This window comes from Chryseobacterium sp. IT-36CA2 (genome assembly GCF_949767875.1).
GTDB lineage: Bacteria > Bacteroidota > Bacteroidia > Flavobacteriales > Weeksellaceae > Chryseobacterium.
The window spans coordinates 1238396-1255457 of the sequence record NZ_CATKPG010000011.1; the positions used below are offsets into that span (position 1 = coordinate 1238396).

At 37.0% G+C, this 17062-nt stretch carries 17 protein-coding genes; 14 read left to right on the plus strand and 3 right to left on the minus strand.

What is annotated here, in order from left to right; genetic code table 11:
• Window positions 1-102: 102 nt before the first annotated feature.
• Genes metI through ACM6F9_RS06385 form a run of 3 tightly spaced genes read right to left on the minus strand, consistent with a single transcriptional unit; the run spans window position 103 to window position 2799 of the window.
• Window positions 103-759, minus strand: a complete 657-nt coding sequence (gene metI, locus ACM6F9_RS06375) for a methionine ABC transporter permease MetI (protein WP_414844912.1) — start codon at window positions 757-759, stop codon at window positions 103-105.
• Window positions 752-1780 carry a methionine ABC transporter ATP-binding protein gene (locus ACM6F9_RS06380; protein WP_414844913.1) on the minus strand — a complete coding sequence of 343 codons (1029 nt, stop codon included), beginning with the start codon at window positions 1778-1780 and terminating at the stop codon, window positions 752-754. The genes metI and ACM6F9_RS06380 overlap by 8 nt, the downstream gene beginning before the upstream one ends.
• A gap of 23 nt (window positions 1781-1803) precedes the next feature.
• Window positions 1804-2799, minus strand: a complete 996-nt coding sequence (locus tag ACM6F9_RS06385) for an EamA family transporter (RefSeq protein WP_414844914.1) — start codon at window positions 2797-2799, stop codon at window positions 1804-1806.
• A gap of 573 nt (window positions 2800-3372) precedes the next feature.
• Between ACM6F9_RS06385 and ACM6F9_RS06390 the strand changes: the two genes are divergently transcribed.
• From ACM6F9_RS06390 to ACM6F9_RS06455, 14 genes are all read left to right on the plus strand, one after another.
• Entirely contained in the window at window positions 3373-4305 is a 933-nt protein-coding gene (locus ACM6F9_RS06390) for a ring-cleaving dioxygenase (RefSeq protein WP_414844915.1), read from the plus strand.
• 141 nt (window positions 4306-4446) lie between these two features.
• Window positions 4447-4743, plus strand: a complete 297-nt coding sequence (locus ACM6F9_RS06395; protein ID WP_414844916.1) for a GNAT family N-acetyltransferase — start codon at window positions 4447-4449, stop codon at window positions 4741-4743.
• Between the two features lie 189 nt (window positions 4744-4932).
• Window positions 4933-5886 (plus strand): VOC family protein, encoded by a 954-nt coding sequence (locus ACM6F9_RS06400; RefSeq protein ID WP_414844917.1) that lies wholly within the window; start codon window positions 4933-4935, stop codon window positions 5884-5886.
• A 5-nt stretch (window positions 5887-5891) separates the two neighbouring features.
• Window positions 5892-6512, plus strand: coding sequence for an alpha/beta hydrolase (locus ACM6F9_RS06405; protein ID WP_414844918.1), 621 nt, complete (start codon window positions 5892-5894; stop codon window positions 6510-6512).
• Between the two features lie 255 nt (window positions 6513-6767).
• The gene (locus ACM6F9_RS06410) at window positions 6768-8378 is read left to right on the plus strand and encodes a Na+/H+ antiporter (protein WP_414844919.1); all 1611 of its coding nucleotides are present in this window, start codon (window positions 6768-6770) and stop codon (window positions 8376-8378) included.
• Window positions 8379-8505: 127 nt separating this feature from the next.
• Window positions 8506-8817, plus strand: coding sequence for a hypothetical protein (locus ACM6F9_RS06415; RefSeq protein WP_414844920.1), 312 nt, complete (start codon window positions 8506-8508; stop codon window positions 8815-8817).
• 10 nt (window positions 8818-8827) lie between these two features.
• On the plus strand, window positions 8828-9412 hold the full coding sequence (locus ACM6F9_RS06420; protein ID WP_414844921.1) for a Crp/Fnr family transcriptional regulator: 585 nt from the start codon (window positions 8828-8830) through the stop codon (window positions 9410-9412).
• A 350-nt stretch (window positions 9413-9762) separates the two neighbouring features.
• Window positions 9763-10155, plus strand: a complete 393-nt coding sequence (locus ACM6F9_RS06425) for a Rid family hydrolase (protein WP_414844922.1) — start codon at window positions 9763-9765, stop codon at window positions 10153-10155.
• Window positions 10156-10264: 109 nt separating this feature from the next.
• A complete protein-coding gene (locus ACM6F9_RS06430) occupies window positions 10265-11140 on the plus strand; it encodes a pirin family protein (protein ID WP_414844923.1) in 876 nt (291 codons plus the stop codon).
• A gap of 45 nt (window positions 11141-11185) precedes the next feature.
• Window positions 11186-11875: a hydrolase gene (locus tag ACM6F9_RS06435; protein ID WP_414844924.1), complete on the plus strand. Its 690-nt coding sequence runs from the start codon at window positions 11186-11188 to the stop codon at window positions 11873-11875.
• Between the two features lie 59 nt (window positions 11876-11934).
• Window positions 11935-13707: an amidohydrolase gene (locus ACM6F9_RS06440; protein WP_414844925.1), complete on the plus strand. Its 1773-nt coding sequence runs from the start codon at window positions 11935-11937 to the stop codon at window positions 13705-13707.
• A 221-nt stretch (window positions 13708-13928) separates the two neighbouring features.
• On the plus strand, window positions 13929-14360 hold the full coding sequence (locus ACM6F9_RS06445; RefSeq protein WP_414844926.1) for a DoxX family protein: 432 nt from the start codon (window positions 13929-13931) through the stop codon (window positions 14358-14360).
• Complete coding sequence (locus tag ACM6F9_RS06450; protein ID WP_414844927.1) at window positions 14357-15724, plus strand: alginate export family protein; 1368 nt, start codon at window positions 14357-14359, stop codon at window positions 15722-15724. The genes ACM6F9_RS06445 and ACM6F9_RS06450 overlap by 4 nt, the downstream gene beginning before the upstream one ends.
• 240 nt (window positions 15725-15964) lie before the next feature.
• Window positions 15965-16693 (plus strand): M17 family peptidase N-terminal domain-containing protein, encoded by a 729-nt coding sequence (locus ACM6F9_RS06455; RefSeq protein WP_414844928.1) that lies wholly within the window; start codon window positions 15965-15967, stop codon window positions 16691-16693.
• Window positions 16694-17062 lie beyond the last annotated feature (369 nt).

The window sequence follows — 17062 nt, forward strand, 5'->3', positions numbered from 1 at the left end:
ATATGAGGTAATGTGAAAAGATACATGAAATCACTCTCAAACCCTCCGACACTCAAACCCTCTCACTCATCAACCCGAATCTCAAACCCTCTTACCCAAAAACTACCTGTGATCAAATTTCTTTGATAATCTATCACCCATAAATTGGATAATGAAAACCAAAAGAACAAGTAAGATTAAAACAGTATTCATAATGACGATATCATATCCGATATATCCGTATTGGTAACCTACCTGTCCAAGTCCTCCCGCTCCTACAGCACCACCCATTGCAGAGTAACCTACAAGGGTAATCAAAGTGATGGTAGCATTGTTGATTAATGAAGGAAGTGCCTCAGGAAGCAATACTTTTCTGATAATCTGTAATGGTGAAGCTCCCAATGCTCTTGCTGTTTCTATAAGTCCGTGAGGAACCTCAATAAGGCTGTTCTCCACAAGTCTTGCAATAAAAGGAGCTGCTCCTACACTTAAAGGAACTAAAGCAGCATTCACTCCAATAGAAGTCCCAGCTAAAACTCTTGTGAAAGGAATCATCCAAACAATTAAAATAATGAAAGGAATTGCACGGAAAATATTAACCAAAATAGACAACCCTCTATGATAGTATGGATTTTCCAACAGCTGATCTTTTCGGGTTAAAAACAACATGATTCCAACTGGAAGTCCTAATACAAATCCAAAAAATCCGGATAAAAATGTCATGTAAACCGTTTCCCAGGTTCCTTTTGCCAAAAGGGCAATTACCGTATCACTAAGCATATCCTTTTACTGTATTTTGAATTTTATTTTGATTGAAATAATAAATTGCCTGTTGGTTTTCTTCGGCTTCACCCTGAAGCTGCAAAAGTAGTTTACCAAAATTGGAATCTCCAAAATATTCTACATCTGCCTTTAACAATTTATAAGGGATTTTATATTGATTGTACAGTGCTGAAAGAATTTGTTCAACACTTATGTTTTCGTTAAGTTCTATTTCGACCAGGGGAAATAAACCGTCTTTAGGTTCTTTCTGTAGTCTGTTGATGAGTTCCTGTGGCAGGGTCATGATATCTGAATTGATGAACTGGCGGATGATCGGGTTTTCTTTATCCGAAATAATCTCGCTTAAAGTTCCTTTTGTTAATAATTTTCCTTTGTCGATCACAGCAACGTGGTTGCAGACTGCTTTGATGACTTCCATTTCGTGGGTAATTAAAAGGATGGTAATTCCCAGTCTCTGATTAATATCTCTTAAAAGCTGTAAAATTGACTGTGTGGTAGCCGGATCCAGTGCACTGGTTGCTTCATCACAAAGCAAAAGGTGAGGATCATTGGCCAAAGCCCTTGCAATAGCTACTCTTTGTTTCTGTCCTCCTGAAAGGCTTCTGGGATAATCGTGGGCTTTGTCTTCAAGGCCTACAATCTTTAGTAATTCGTTTACCTTTCTGTTAATTTCGTCTTTGCTGGTATTGTCCAGTTCCAGTGGAAGAGCTACATTATCAAAAACAGTTCTTGAAGAAAGAAGATTGAAATGCTGGAAGATCATTCCGATTTTTTTACGCTCGTCAGCCAGTTGTTTAGAACTAAGTTGGGTAAAATCCTTTCCATTAATAATAATCTGTCCTTCATCCGGTCTTTCCAATAGATTTACCGTGCGGATCAGAGTACTTTTTCCTGCACCAGAGAATCCTATGATTCCCACGATATCTCCTTTATCTATAGTAAGGCTCACCTTATCCAGTGCTTTGAAAGACTGTTTTTTCTGATGAAATGTTTTTGAAATGTTTCTGATTTCTATCATTCTGTTTCTATATACTATTTAAATTAAATAGGCTGGTATCCTCTGCCTGTTCTGTTTAAAAATCTCTTAACTCTTCTGATTTTGACCTTTGACCGTTTTGAAAGTCTGAAATACTTGGTGACATTTGTTAGAAGTACTCCCAGCAATATGATGAATAAACCATACAGCTGACCTCCATTGATGCTTTGGTTGGCAATAATCCAGCCTGCAATCACTGTTACAATAGGATTGATGTAGGTATGGGTGCTTACCAAGGCAGCGGGTTTTACGGACAGAAGCCAAATGTACGACAAATAAGCGACTATCGATCCAAAGAAGATCAAAAATAGAACCCCAAACCATGCCGATAACGGAACAGCTGAAACTGAAAAATCAGTCCATTCTTTTCTGAAAAAAGCAATGAGGAAAGAGGCTAATCCCGCTACTATAAGCTGTTGCGCAATATTCATAAACGTAGATTGAGAAGCTGGATTTTTCTTTGAATATAAAGAACCCAGTACCCAGGCAATGGAGCTTAATCCCAAAACTATAAATGCTGTAATACGTAGGTTTCCGTCTGCCATTGCATGAGCATTCGAATGTACACTGCCTTTTAAAAACATAACCAGTCCTACGAAACCGATAACCAATCCTATGGGAATGAATTTATCCGAAAAATAATATTTCCAGTTCTTTTTATCAATGGCAATGAACCAGAATGGTCCTGTTGCAATAGAAATGGCTGCTTCAGAAGCTGTTACATATTGTTCTCCCCAGGCAACAAGCCCGGTTCCTCCGGTAAGAATAAGAATACCGGTAATGGCATTTTTCTTCCAGTTGATCAGAGAATTTGCTTTTTCTCCTTTAGACAGAAGATACCCCATCATCAGAATCCCGGCTACCAGAAATCTTAAACCCGAAAGAATGAATGGCGGAAAACCTTTTAAGCCAAATGAAATAGCTAAAAACGTAATTCCCCATATCACATAGATGTTTGTAAACGCCAATGGAATTAACCATTTGTTTTTAGAATTGCTCATTTTTATTTTTTTAATGTTGTTGTGTTCAATGAAAAAAGGCTCTACCACGTGGTAAAGCCTTTGAAAATATATCTAAATAAAAGTAAGGTCAACCACAGTATTCTTGATGTATAAGCATACACATATCCTTCATCATATTTTTGATGGTATGTTTCTTAATTGAATTATTTTTTAATTCTGCCTTCATTTTGTCTTATTTCCTGAATACGTTTGCAAATATATAATATAATTTTTATTAGTCTACTAAAAAAGTAGGTTTTTTAAATATTAAATTATCGTTAATGAATTAATTGGCTTTATTTCAGTATTTTATGTGATTTTGTTTTTTACCTATTTAAAACTGTTTATCAGTATTTTATGCTTTTAAATTCAAATACTATAGAAATTGACTGATAATTGGGGTTGTGGAAAATATAAAATAAATTGAATTTTTTGAGAATTGTGTAAAGTTGGTTATGGGCTGTTTAAAAAATGATTTAAAATGTGTTTCCGGAAACGGAGTTTTGCATTTATTAAACTAGTTAAATGCACAGGATTTCTGTTCACTGTAATTTAGCATCAAAATTAAAAGACATGGACAATAGAATTTTAGGTCTGCATCATATTACTGCTATTGCAGACAACGCGAAAAGAAATTTAGATTTTTATACCAAAGTTTTAGGCGTAAGACTGGTAAAGAAAACAGTAAATTTTGATGATCCGGGAACGTATCATTTCTACTTCGGAAACGAAAACGGAACTCCAGGAACCATTCTTACGTTCTTTCCATGGGAAGGAATAGGAAAAGGTACTAATGGGAGCGGAATGGCTACTCACATCGGATATTCGGTGCCCAAAGGAAGCCTTGAGTTCTGGAAAAATCATTTGCAGAGTTTGAATGTTGCTACAGAAGAAGGGGAAATATTTGGAGAAAAAATGATTTCTTTTAAAGATCCGGACGGACTTCAGCTACAATTGATAGAACCATTAGTTGAAGACAACAGAAAAGTATGGACAACGGATGATATCAAGGGTGAAAATGCATTGAAAGGTTTCCATAATGTTACATTAACCTTAAAAAAAGCAGATCCCACCATCAAAGTTCTGACGGATATTCTAGGATATGATTTGCAGAAACAGGAGGGAGAAAGATACAGATTGGCAACAGATGCTATTGATACCGCTAATCTTGTTGATATTATTGAAAATGATACAATTCCTGCCGGAAGAAATGCAGCGGGAACCAATCATCATATTGCATTTAGAGTGAAAGATGACAATGTTTTGATGGAATACCGTGAGAAAGCGTTATCTGCGGGACTAAGCATCACTCCAAAGATCAACAGAGACTATTTCTATTCACTATATTTCCGTGAGCCTGGAGGCATTTTGTTTGAAATTGCCACCGACAATCCGGGATTCACTGTGGATGAACCTTTGAATGAATTGGGAACAAATCTGAAACTTCCCGTTCAATATGAAGGAATGCGTGAGAAAATAGAAGATGTGCTTCCGAACTTATCATAGATCATCGGTCATATTTTATAAAGATGCTAATTTTGAATAAAGATTTAAACCTAAAGAATTAAAAGCACGAAAATTTATTTTAGGAAGATGCTTCATCGAATCAACTTGTTGATTCAAATCTTATTAATAAAAAAATAAAAAATGGAAAGAACAGAAATAGTTTTAGAAGGAAGAAAAGGAGAGATTCAGCTTTTCTCAGACGATCATAAAGCGGGTAAAATGGACATCTCAGTCATTGGACAAAAATTGACCGTTTACCATACCGAAGTACACCCGGAATATGAAGGAAAAGGTTTTGCCAAAATTTTACTGGAAAGACTGGTTTCCTACGCAAGAGAAAATGATTTGAAAATTCTGCCTCTGTGTCCGTATGTTCACGCACAGTTCAAACGCCACCCGGAAGAATATAATGATGTATGGTTGAAGGAGGTGCTGTAGGGAGTTTAAGAGTTGGGTTTCGGGTTTCGGAATTTGAGTTGATACATTCAAGAGTAGTTTTAGTCATCTTTTGTCTTTCATTTCTGCTTTTTAGCTCGACACTCTCAAGCCCTCTTACCCTGCAAGTCTCAAACTCGCATCTCAAAATTTCGCACCCTATCATAATAACCAATTAACAATTTCAACACAATGAAACTTATCACAGGACTGCATCACGTTACGGCAATTACCGGCAACGCACAGGAAAATATAGACTTTTACACAGGCGTTTTAGGACTTCGGTTAGTCAAAAAAACGGTCAATTTTGATTACTCAGATGTTTATCATTTTTACTTCGGTGACGAATATGGAACACCAGGAACGATTATGACTACTTTTCCCTATGGTAAAGATCTGATCAATGGCAGACATGGTAAAGGAATGCTCAATACTACTGCTTTTTCGGTTTCTTTAGATGCCCTGGATTATTGGATGAACCGTCTGGAACAGTTTAATATTCCTTTTAAACAACCGCAGCAAAGGCTTTCTGAGGAAGTTTTCATTTATCTTGAAGATTTTGACGGATTGGGACTGGAATTGGTTTTTAATGATAAAGACGAAAGAAAAGGCTATTACAATGGCTATATTCCTAAAAATTATGCCATTAAAGGAATTCATCATGTGGAAATCTGGCAGGATGCTTATGAAAGAACAGCAGCACTTCTGACCACTCAGATGGATCATAAAGTGATTAAGGAAAGTCCTGACAGATTGAGATTGGGAACAGAAAATATACCGGGAAAATATGTAGATCTGCTTTCTGCACCTAATGCTTTGAAAGGATTAGCCGGAAGAGGTACAGTGCATCATGTAGCTTTTACCACTCCCGATGCAGAATCCCAGCTTGAAATGGTAAAGAGATTAAACGCATACGGATTGGAGCATACCGAAGTGAAAGACAGAAAATATTTTACTTCCGTATATTTTAAAGAACCGGGAGGTGTTTTGTTTGAAATTGCAACTTCAGGTCCAGGGTTCGATGTAGATGAAGAAGCAGAATTTTTAGGGGAAAATCTGATGTTGCCGCTGCAGTTTGAAAAAAGAAGGGAGCGTTTGAATGAAGTTCTTCCCAAAATCAATTATCCAACAGAAAAATTCAGATAAAAATAATGAGTCATATTTTAAATATAAAAACAGCAGGAATTCCATTAAATCAGGCAAAAAAAGCTTTGATTATGATTCATGGACGTGGAGGAAGTGCTCAGGATATTCTGAGTTTATCCCAGCATTTGAATGTAAAAGACTATGCATTACTAGCTCCACAGGCTTTGAATCACACTTGGTATCCTTTTTCATTTATAGCCCCGGTAGAGCAAAACGAACCATGGTTATCATCAGCCCTTGAAATGGTTGAAGAAACCGTGAAAGCTGCTGTAAATGCAGGAATTAAACCTGAAAATATATACTTTTTCGGATTCTCTCAGGGCGCTTGCCTTACCCTTGAATTTTTAGCCCGAAATGCTCAGAAATTCGGTGGAGCAGCAGCCATTATTGGTGGTGTGATAGGAGAGAAGATCAATCGTGAAAATTATAAAGGCGATTTTGCAGGAACTCCTGTTTTTCTTGGAACCAGCAACCCTGATTTTCATGTTCCTATAGAAAGAGTATATGCTACGGCCAATATTTTAAGAGAAATGAATGCGGATGTAACAGAAAAGGTATATGCCAATTTCGGACATTCTATTAACGAAGAAGAAATTGAATTGACAAATTCTATAGTGTTTAAATAAGCATTTTAACTTTGAATGCATTTATAATTTTTAATAATCCTTTAGGTGTTTAAGTAAGGTGGAAATTCCTACGGAATGACAAATTATGTACATAATGTACCCGCTCACATTGTCACTCCGTAGGAATCTAACCCAATGCATAAATTAACATTCAATAGCGGTGGGCTTTAGCCCGCCAAACGGGAAAAAAATCACTGGCTTTAGCCAAAACCTAATAACCACAATCTGAAAGCTAATCTCTAACTTCTAAAAAACATGCACGAACAACTCCTTTTAATCCTGGGTCTTTTATTACTCGTCATGCTGCTGGTCATGCTGGCACAACGAATCAAAATTGCCTATCCTATCTTTTTGGTTCTTGCCGGACTGGGAATCAGTCTTATTCCCGGAGTCCCTGTTTTAAAGCTGGATCCGGAAATTATATTTTTGATTTTTTTACCTCCTCTTTTATACGAAGCAGCGTGGTACACCTCATGGAATGATTTCTGGAAATGGAAACGTCCCATCAGTCTCTTGGCTTTTGGATTGGTATTTCTGACTTCTTTGGTAGTTGCTTATACTTCACAAATATTGATTCCGGGGTTTACACTGGCATTAGGATTTTTATTGGGGGGAATTGTCTCGCCACCGGATGCTGTGGCTGCCACTACGGTTTTAAAAGGATTAAAAGTTCCTAAACGTACTGTTGCTATTCTTGAAGGTGAAAGCCTGATTAATGATGCCTCTTCACTGATTGTTTTCAGATTTGCTTTGGCTGCAGTAATGACAGGTGCTTTCTCAATGCACGAAGCGACTGGACAGTTTTTTCTGGTAGCAGGTATGGGCGTTGTCATAGGGATTGCCGGAGCGCATATTTTTTATTCCATTCACCGTTTTTTACCTACAACACCTGCTATTGATGCGGCACTTACCGTAATGACTCCTTATATTTTGTTTCTTTCTGCAGAACATTTTCATTTTTCTGGAGTGATGGCTGTCGTGAGTGGAGGATTGTTTATGTCTTTCCGTGCTCATGAGATTTTTAAAACCGGAACTACAAGAATCAATATGACAGGAGTATGGAACACCTTGATTTTTGTGATGAATGCTTTAGTCTTTGTATTAATTGGCCTTGAACTTCCGGATATTATCAACGGATTAGGAGATGTTTCATTAATGGAAGGAATCAAATATGGTTTAATTATAAGTTTAATTGTCATTGTAGTGCGTCTTTTATGGATTTATCCTGTGGCACATCTTCCAAGATGGTTCAGTGAAAAAGCACGTCGTGATCCAAGTCCGGGATGGAAAAATCCCCTGATTATAGGCTGGGCTGGAATGAGGGGAGTTGTTTCCCTGGCAACAGCACTGTCAATTCCGGTAATGATGAATAGCCAGGCCGAATTTCCTATGAGGAATCTGATCATATTTATCACATTTGTAGTTATTTTTGTAACCCTTGTTTTTCAGGGACTTACTCTGCCTTTGATCATTAAATTAACCAAAATAGGAGAGATTGATGCTATTCTTCCCTCTCATGAACAGCAAGCCGGAATTCAGATGAGACTGGATAAGCTGGCCGTTGATAAACTTGATAATGATTACAATGAAGTGGTAAGCAGCAATGGCTTGCTTGAGAATCTTAAAAAAGCACTGGAAAGTGATATCAAACTTCACCAGAATCATTTAAGTTCTATTGAAATGTGCACTAACAGACAAAATGATATGGCAGAATATCACAAAGTAATGATGGATATATTTGCTTTGCAACGAAAAGAACTGTTTACAATGAAACGTGAAAAACTCTTCAGTGACGATGAAATCCGTAAAGCAGAATCACAGCTGGATTTAAACGAATTGAAAATTACGGGGAATAAGCATTTGTAGGTGGTTCGGTATGTGGTATGCGAGTTTGAGAGGATCAGAGTAATTTCATCTATTTTTTACCCTTTATTCAAATAATACCAACATTAAACCCTAAACCTTGAACCTTGAATTTTAAACCTTAAACAAGATGAAAACATTACATTTTTTAGTCATTGGAAAGAATCAGGAAATTCTTGAAGTTTTAAAACGAATTATAGAAAATAATGAAGGCTGGAAGGCAGAAATACAAAGTGATGAAGATTTCTGTTATGAATATATAAAAGAGAATCCTGTAGACATTGTGCTTTTAAGTTCAGGGCTGGAAGATGATTTTGAAAAAGAGATCAAAGAATTTTGTGCAGGTCTGGAAAAAGACGTTAAAGTGATTGATCATTATGGGGGAGGAAGCGGCCTTTTAAAGAATGAAGTTTACAGTCTTTTTCCTAATTTGCAGGGATAAACTCTACATTATGTTCGAAAATATCATTAAAAACATTACAAGATTTATCTCAATCACGCCTGAAGAAGAAAAATTTTTTACAGACCTGCTTGCCTGCCAGTCGTTTCCAAAGAAAACGGTTTTACTCAGAGAAGGAGAGATCTGTCAGTTTGAAGGATATATTCACAAAGGATGTGTAAGAATGTATTGTTTGGATGATAATGGTTCTGAAGTAACATTACTGTTTGCCATTGAAGACTGGTGGATTAGTGATATTGCATCATTTCAGGAGCAGAAACCTTCGAAGGTTTATATTGAAACTCTGGAAGATTCGGAAATCTATATGCTGAATCCTACAACGAAAGAAAAACTACTGCAGGAGATTCCTAAATTTGAAAGAGTTTTCAGAATGCTGGTTCAGAGAAACCTGGCAACACTGCAGAGCCGTCTGGTAAACACCATTTCCAAAACTGCATCAGATAGATATCTGGAATTTATCAAAGTTTATCCTTCAATCCCGCAAAGAGTAGCACAGTACTACATCGCTTCTTATCTTGGTGTTTCAAAAGAATTTGTAAGTACCATCAGAAAGCGCCTTGCTTCAAAGGAGAAATAAATCTTTGTTGAATCACTGGGCATAATTGATGACCCAAGAAAGTGGAACGTTACAAAAATGAATTCTGTGAACGTTAAGAAAACTCTTATGTTTTCTAGTCTTGAATTTTTGATTCATTTTGCTTCAAGGCAAAAGAACAGGAAATATCATTAAGGATTTATCGGAGATAAAATCTTCACGCCTTAAAAATTATGTAATAAATATATTGCGCCTTTGCGTTTTCCAAAAATATTGCCGGATACAAAAGTATCCGGCATTTTTTTTTGCTTCGAAGTCATTTATTAAACTAGTTAAATTTTTAAGATTTCCATCTGTTCTACATTTGCCTTATTAATTTAAAAATAAAAAAAATGTCACAGGAAAATAAGACAGCAGAAGGCTTTGGAATGCCTTGGGAAAATATTTACGGATATGCACAAGCGGTAAAAAAGGGAAATACGGTTTGGATTTCTGGTCAATTGGGTCACAACAAAGAAGGTGAATTAGCAGAAGGAATGGAAGCGCAAATGAAACAAACCTATACGAATATCAAAGAATTGTTATCAAGATATGATATGACCATGGAAAATGTGGTGGAAGAAGTGATTTATGCAATGGATATGGCTGCTGCATTTGAGGCAAGAAAAAACTTCAAAGCAGAATTCTACGATAATCCTAAAACTGTAGCCAGTACAATGGTGGGGGTAAGCGGGCTTGCATTACCAAAACAGCTTGTTGAAATTAAAATTATTGCAACGGTATGAGTTTACCAATGAATTTTTCAAAATCATCATTTATTAAACTAGTTAAATGTACAGGGTTTCCGGTCTCTATACATTTGTCCTGTCAAACAAGAACAAATAACAATCTGATATGGACAGAAAAGATTTTTTAAAGAAAGGATTATTGGGAACAGGAATGTTTGTAGCATCTGCTTCTTTGGCCAGTGCTATGAAAAATGATATCGACGAGATCGAACCATTAGAACCGATCGGATACAATCATCTACCCAATACAGAATCAAAAATAAAAGAAAACTCTGTCATCCACAGAGCAGAATCAAGAGGAAAAGCAGACCATGGTTGGCTGTTGAGCCAGCACACTTTCAGTTTTGCCAATTATTACAACCCTGAAAGAATGCACTTTGGAGTACTGAGAGTCCTGAATGATGATAAAGTAGAAGCAGGGAGAGGTTTTGGAACACACCCTCACGACAATATGGAAATTATCAGTATTCCTTTGGAAGGTGACCTTGAACACAAAGACAGCATGGGAAATACAGCAGTGATCAGAAGCGGAGATATTCAGGTGATGAGTGCAGGAACGGGGATCATGCACAGCGAATTCAATAAAAACAATGATAAGCTTGTAAAATTCCTTCAAATCTGGATTTATCCGAAAAAGAGAAATCTTACTCCGAGATATGATCAGATCACTTTAGACAAAACAAAAAGTCATAATCAATTTCAACAGATTCTTTCTCCCAATGCAGATGACGAAGGGGTATGGATCCATCAGGACGCGTGGTTTCATCTGGGAACTTTTGATCAGAATAAAGAAACCCATTACCAGATCAGAAAAAAAGGAAACGGAATCTATGTTTTCATTCTTAAAGGAAGTGCACAAATAGGTAATGAGACAATAGAAGAGCGTGATGGATTTGGAGTCTGGGATATTCAGGAAATTACTATTAAAACACTTAAAGAAGGTACAGAAATCCTTTTGATGGAGGTACCAATGACATTATAAATAAAAAAATCAACAAAAATAACAACCCTTAAATTTTTAAATATTATGAAAAAACTAATCCTATCATTTGCAGCAGGCTTATTATCATTAACAGCAACCGCTCAAAACCCTGGGAAATCATTATTAAATCCTACAAATCATGCAGTAGTACTTATAGACCATGAAGGACAAATGGCTTTCGCAACAAAAAGCATCAGCATGGAAGAATTAAGAAATAATGTGGCACTGGTAGCAGGAGGATCAAAAATATTTAATGTTCCTACAGTAGTAACAACGGTGGCAGAAAAGTCATTCAGCGGACCTGTTTTTCCGGAAATTTCAGAAGTATATCCTGAAGCAACAAGCGGATATGTAGACAGAACTACCATGAATACATGGGAAGATGTTAATGCTCACAAAGCCATTACAGGAAAAAATAAAAAGAAACTGGTTTTTGCAGGATTATGGACAAGTGTATGTATTGTAGGACCTGTATTATCAGCTATTGACGAAGGGTATGATGTATACGTAGTAACAGATGCTTCAGGGGATATTTCTAAAGAAGCTCACGATCAGTCAATCTCCCGTATGGTTCAGGCAGGGGCACATCCTATCACTTCTGTTCAGTATGTATTGGAATTACAGAGAGACTGGGCAAGAAAAGAAACGTATAAACCAGTTAATGATTTGATGAAAAAGCATGGTGGAGCTTACGGGATTGGAATTCAATATGCTCAGGAAATGTTAAAACACTAATGGGGCTGTTTCGGCAGGCTGAAAGCCTGCCGAAAACTTCAACCTTAAATATTGAAATAATGAAACTACTGAATATACTTACCCTTTCCACGGTTTTGGCAACAGGAATCCTGAACGCTCAAAAAGCAGACATGATTATCACCAACGGGAAAATTACCACAATGGATGATAAAAATCCCGAAGTACAAGCTGTCGCCATAAAAGATCATAAAATCTTACAGGTAGGAACCAATGCCCAGATTTTAAAATTAAAAAACGGCAATACAAAAGTCATTGATGCTAAAGGAAACAGAGTGATCCCTGGCTTATTTGACAGCCATTTACATGTAATTCGTGGAGGAAGATTTTATAATACAGAACTTCGTTGGGATGGCGTAAAGTCTTTGAAAAGAGCATTGGAAATGTTGAAAGAACAGGCTCAGAGAACTCCCAAAGGACAATGGGTAAGAGTGATCGGAGGTTGGAATGAATATCAGTTTGAAGAGAAACGACTTCCTACACTGGCTGAAATTAATGAAGCTACAGGAAATGTTCCCACCTTCATCATGTACCTTTATGGAAAAGCCTGGTTAAACAAAGCCGGATTAAAAGAATTGAACATCAACGGAGATACTCCCAATCCCGCACAGGGACTGATCGAAAAAGACAATAATGGAGATCCTACAGGATTACTGGTGGCAGAACCCAACGCTTTTATTCTTTATTCAACATTGGCAAAACTGCCGGAGCTGAAAGAAGAGGAAAAAGTAAATTCTACTCTCCAGTATATGACTGAACTGAACAGATTAGGCGTGACTGCTGTAATGGATGCAGGAGGAGGATTTCAGAATTTTCCGGATGATTATGGAACAACGGATCAGCTGAACAAACAGGGAAAAATTACGGTTCGTCTTCCTTACTATTTATTTGCTCAAAAGAAAGGTTCCGAACTTGCAGATTACACCAAATGGATTGGAATGGTAGAAATTGACGACCATGGTCACAATGATTTTAATGAAATCGATTATCACGTCAATGGGGGAGGAGAAAATCTGGTGTCAGACGGAGCCGATTTTGAAAATTTCCTTTTCCCAAGACCTGAACTTCCTGCTACGATGGAGAAAAATATGAAAGAAGTCGTAAGTCTTCTGGTAAAAAACAAGTGGCCTTTCAGGATCCATGCAACGTATAATGAAAGCATCACAAGATTTTTAAATGTCATTGAAGAAGTCAACAAAGAAACTCCTTTGAACGGATTAGTTTGGTTTATTGATCATGCAGAAACCATTACTGAAGACAATATGAAGAGAATTAAAGCTTTGGGTGGAGGAATAGCAGTACAGCATAGAATGGCGTATCAGGGAGAAAGTTTCATTCACAGATATGGTAAAAAGCCGGCTTTGGCATCTCCTCCCGTGAAAAAAATGCTCGAAATGGGAATTCCCGTAGGATTAGGAACAGACGGAACAAGAGTCGCAAGCTACAATCCATGGGTAGCTTTATACTGGATCACCACAGGAAAAACAATAGGAGGAACTCAGGTAATGGGGAAAGAAAATATATTGGACCGAAAAACAGCTTTATCACTTTCTACCTATGGAGGATACGAACTCATCAAAGACTATCAGAAGGGGAAAATACAGAAAGGATATTTTGCAGATCTTATCATTTTGGATAAAGATTATTTCACAGTCAATGATGAAGAAATCAAAAATATCACTTCAAAACTCACTATCGTAGATGGAAAAGTAGTATATGGAGGCGAAACTTACAAAACAGCAGCTCCATCACCGCTTCCAGTCATCCCGGAATGGTCGCCCGTAAAATATTACGGAGGTTACCAGACAAAATAACAGATAAGTAACAAGATCTTTTACTATTTCATTTGTAGACAAATATTCCAACTGAAGGGTAAAATTCCCCTCCTTTGGAGGGGTGGCAAAAATTCAAAGAATTTTTGACGGGGTGGTCTTACACGCAAAGCCATCAAAAGTATTAAATACCACCAATGATCCGTGGCAATCCGTGCAATCTGTGGTTAAAAAACAAAATCACCTTAAAATTCATTCCAATCATGAAAAAAATAATCCATATCATCACCAATACCAATCCGGGAGGAAAATTTACTGATGCAGCACTGTTAATTTTCAGAATCTTACTTTCCGTAGAATTGATCGTAGCTCACGGATTAAAAAAATTAGGAGTAGGTGTTTCAGAAGCAGAGCAGGTTCCTAATCCGTTGCATCTTCCTGAAGTATTCAACAGTCTTTTCGCTGATGCAGCCAATCTGGTATTTCCGGTATTTGTGATCTTTGGTTTTTTCACGAGAATTGCAGTATTGCCCATTCTGGCGGTGACCCTTACGGGTTATTTTATTCTTCATTGGAATGATGCATTATTGGTGAAAGATACTCCCTTTATGTACAGTTTATGTTACCTGTTTTTACTGTTTATGGGTGCTGGGAAATATTCTGTGGATCATTATTTAACAAAAAAATCTTCATGAAAAAACTGATTGCTATTGTACTGTTTTTGCAGATTTTTATTTCCACTCAGTTTTCTGCTCAGTTTAAGCTGATGAGGTTTGATGAAGATTATACTTCCTATAAAGACTCCGCAAAGACTTTCTACAACTCAATAAAATACATACCGTTTGCAGAAAAAAGCAACAATTATCTGTCATTGGGAGGAGAAGCAAGACTGGAATTTGTAGATTTTAATAATGAAGATTGGGGAAGAATGGGCATCGGAAGCAATCCTTTTCTTATTCAAAGATACAATATGCATGCAGATCTGCATCTGGGCTCACAGGTAAGAATTTTCGGACAGGTGAGAAGTGCCTGGGAAAACGGAAGAAAAAATGGACCAAGGCCAATTGATGAAGACCATTTGAATATTCAGAATCTCTTTATTGATGTTGATATCTTAAAAAATGAAAAAGAAAAACTGACAGTACGAGCCGGAAGACAGGAACTGGATTATGGGAGCGGAAGATTGATCTCGGTAAGAGAAGGTCCGAATTTAAGACTCTATTTTGATGGTTTGAAATTCATGTACAAAAGAGGAAACTTCAGATCTGATGCCTTTATGATGGCAGCCAGTGAAATCAATCCGGGAGCATTCGATAACAAATCTTCAAAATCAATCAACCTTTGGGGAAGCTACAACACATGGATTATTCCCAAAAGCGGAAACCTGGAGCTGTATTACCTGGGAATTCATAGAAAGGATGTACGCTTTGAGGATGGACTTTCAGATGAGAACAGACATACTTTTGGCGGGAGATTCTGGAAATACGGAGGAGGTTTTATCTACAATTTTGAAGCGGCCTATCAGTTTGGTAACTTTAATAAAGGAAATATCAGTGCATGGACGGCTTCTGCAGACATCGGATATATGTTTGAAAACGTAAAAGGAAAACCCACCATCAACCTTAGAAACGATTATATCTCGGGAGACCGTAATAAAGGAGACGGAACATTGGGAACATTTAATCCGCTGTATCCGAAAGGAGGATATTTTGGATTTAATCCTCAGATCGGTCCGGTGAATTTAATTGATATTCATCCTTATGCAACCATTGATTTAGGGAAAAAAATAACCGTTCAGGCAGACGTAGTTTTCAACTGGAGATACTCTACTCAGGACGGAATTTACAGACCGAGCGGAACATTGAATTTACCATCTTCAAACTCAAAAAAGAAATACATAGGAACTGCTTTTTTAGGAAGTTTTAATTATAAGATCAATACATTTTTAACCTTTAACACCGGAATCCAATATTTCAATACCGGAGCCTTCATCAACGATGTAATCGACAACCACAAAGACGGACTTTTTATCAACTCCAGAGTTGTATTTAAATTTTAAAATAAACACAGGGAATTTGAAAATTTAAAAATGAGATAATATGAAAATATCTTGAACAATTACCCCAGATCAATGCATCTCACTATCACAGAAACTACCTTTGGAAAAGAAATAAATATACCCGGAGCGATGTGACTTGCGCCTTAAAAACATAAACATAAAAAAACTTGTGTCTTTGCGTCAACAAAAAACAAGCAACAAAAGTAACCAGCAACCAGCAATAACAAAAAAATAAATCACATGAAAAATACACTAAAACAATCACTAATAATTGCAGCTTTAGCATTATCTACACTCAATTTTGCACAAACAGCGACAGCAACTCCTGCGAAAACAACAGCCATCGGAACATCAAAAATCTGGGGAACCGTAGACGGAATTTCCATGGTAGGATTGGTTCAGGGTCCATCATCTGCTGATGCCCAGCTTCAGGTAGCCTGTGTTTTCGAATATACGGAAGGAGATATCTTCAGTGCTCAGGCATTACCTGCTAAATTGAACGGATTGGTTCACCTTGATGAGGCTTTAAAAGGAGAACTGACCAACCTTAGAAAAACAGGACAATTTCAGGGACATTCTTTAGAAACCATTTTAATTACACCACCTGCCGGATCTATGTCTGCAAAGAAATTATTACTGATCGGCTTGGGTGACCGTAATAAATTCACTCCGGATTTAATGACTTCCGTAGGTGAAGTGGCTGCCCGTGAAGCGATGAGATTAGGCGTTACCAATTTTGCCTTTGCCAGCGATCTGAAAGATGCAGGAATAGATTCTCCAACCGCTTTGATAGCCGGAAATGTAGTAAGAGGAATCGTCCATGCCAACCGTTCTGAAAACTACCTGAAAGAACACAAACTATCTACTACAAAAAAATTAGAAAAAGTATATCTTCTGGCTGGCCCAGCTTTCTTTGAAACTGCAGGCGGCGGAATTGCTGATGCCATTTCAGAAGTAAAAAAGAAATAATGAACCTAGTTTCATTACATTGTTGATCCGGCCTCCTTTTTTATAAGGGGGCTTTTTGTATAAGAAGGATCACGATTACATGTCTAGCAAGTAATTTATTTAAACGAAACGTTTAATATATCTTTTTTAAAATTCTAAGGCAGAATAAAATGTAGTGAAGAACCTCATTTAATTATCAGTAAGATTATTCTTTTGTTAGAATATGATTGATAGACCTTGGGCATGATCTCTTTTTAAATAGGGTTGTTTATCCTTTCACTTCATCAGCGACTTTAGTCGCATTTCTTTGCTCCCTCAAATAAATAATAGAATCCAATAATCTTTGCGTTTAAATATATTGTAAAACTTTACATCTTTAGAATACAAAAC

What these genes read in the sequence shown, in the direction of transcription:
- ACM6F9_RS06450 (WP_414844927.1), top strand. Translation starts at nt 14,357, where the DNA reads ATGAAAAAACTGATTGCTATTGTACTGTTTTTGCAGATTTTTATTTCC.
- ACM6F9_RS06440 (WP_414844925.1), top strand. Translation starts at nt 11,935, where the DNA reads ATGAAACTACTGAATATACTTACCCTTTCCACGGTTTTGGCAACAGGA.
- ACM6F9_RS06455 (WP_414844928.1), top strand. Translation starts at nt 15,965, where the DNA reads ATGAAAAATACACTAAAACAATCACTAATAATTGCAGCTTTAGCATTA.
- ACM6F9_RS06400 (WP_414844917.1), top strand. Translation starts at nt 4,933, where the DNA reads ATGAAACTTATCACAGGACTGCATCACGTTACGGCAATTACCGGCAAC.
- ACM6F9_RS06380 (WP_414844913.1), bottom strand. Translation starts at nt 1,780, where the DNA reads ATGATAGAAATCAGAAACATTTCAAAAACATTTCATCAGAAAAAACAG.
- ACM6F9_RS06395 (WP_414844916.1), top strand. Translation starts at nt 4,447, where the DNA reads ATGGAAAGAACAGAAATAGTTTTAGAAGGAAGAAAAGGAGAGATTCAG.
- ACM6F9_RS06410 (WP_414844919.1), top strand. Translation starts at nt 6,768, where the DNA reads ATGCACGAACAACTCCTTTTAATCCTGGGTCTTTTATTACTCGTCATG.
- metI (WP_414844912.1), bottom strand. Translation starts at nt 759, where the DNA reads ATGCTTAGTGATACGGTAATTGCCCTTTTGGCAAAAGGAACCTGGGAA.
- ACM6F9_RS06415 (WP_414844920.1), top strand. Translation starts at nt 8,506, where the DNA reads ATGAAAACATTACATTTTTTAGTCATTGGAAAGAATCAGGAAATTCTT.
- ACM6F9_RS06430 (WP_414844923.1), top strand. Translation starts at nt 10,265, where the DNA reads ATGGACAGAAAAGATTTTTTAAAGAAAGGATTATTGGGAACAGGAATG.
- ACM6F9_RS06405 (WP_414844918.1), top strand. Translation starts at nt 5,892, where the DNA reads ATGAGTCATATTTTAAATATAAAAACAGCAGGAATTCCATTAAATCAG.
- ACM6F9_RS06425 (WP_414844922.1), top strand. Translation starts at nt 9,763, where the DNA reads ATGTCACAGGAAAATAAGACAGCAGAAGGCTTTGGAATGCCTTGGGAA.
- ACM6F9_RS06390 (WP_414844915.1), top strand. Translation starts at nt 3,373, where the DNA reads ATGGACAATAGAATTTTAGGTCTGCATCATATTACTGCTATTGCAGAC.
- ACM6F9_RS06435 (WP_414844924.1), top strand. Translation starts at nt 11,186, where the DNA reads ATGAAAAAACTAATCCTATCATTTGCAGCAGGCTTATTATCATTAACA.
- ACM6F9_RS06420 (WP_414844921.1), top strand. Translation starts at nt 8,828, where the DNA reads ATGTTCGAAAATATCATTAAAAACATTACAAGATTTATCTCAATCACG.
- ACM6F9_RS06445 (WP_414844926.1), top strand. Translation starts at nt 13,929, where the DNA reads ATGAAAAAAATAATCCATATCATCACCAATACCAATCCGGGAGGAAAA.
- ACM6F9_RS06385 (WP_414844914.1), bottom strand. Translation starts at nt 2,799, where the DNA reads ATGAGCAATTCTAAAAACAAATGGTTAATTCCATTGGCGTTTACAAAC.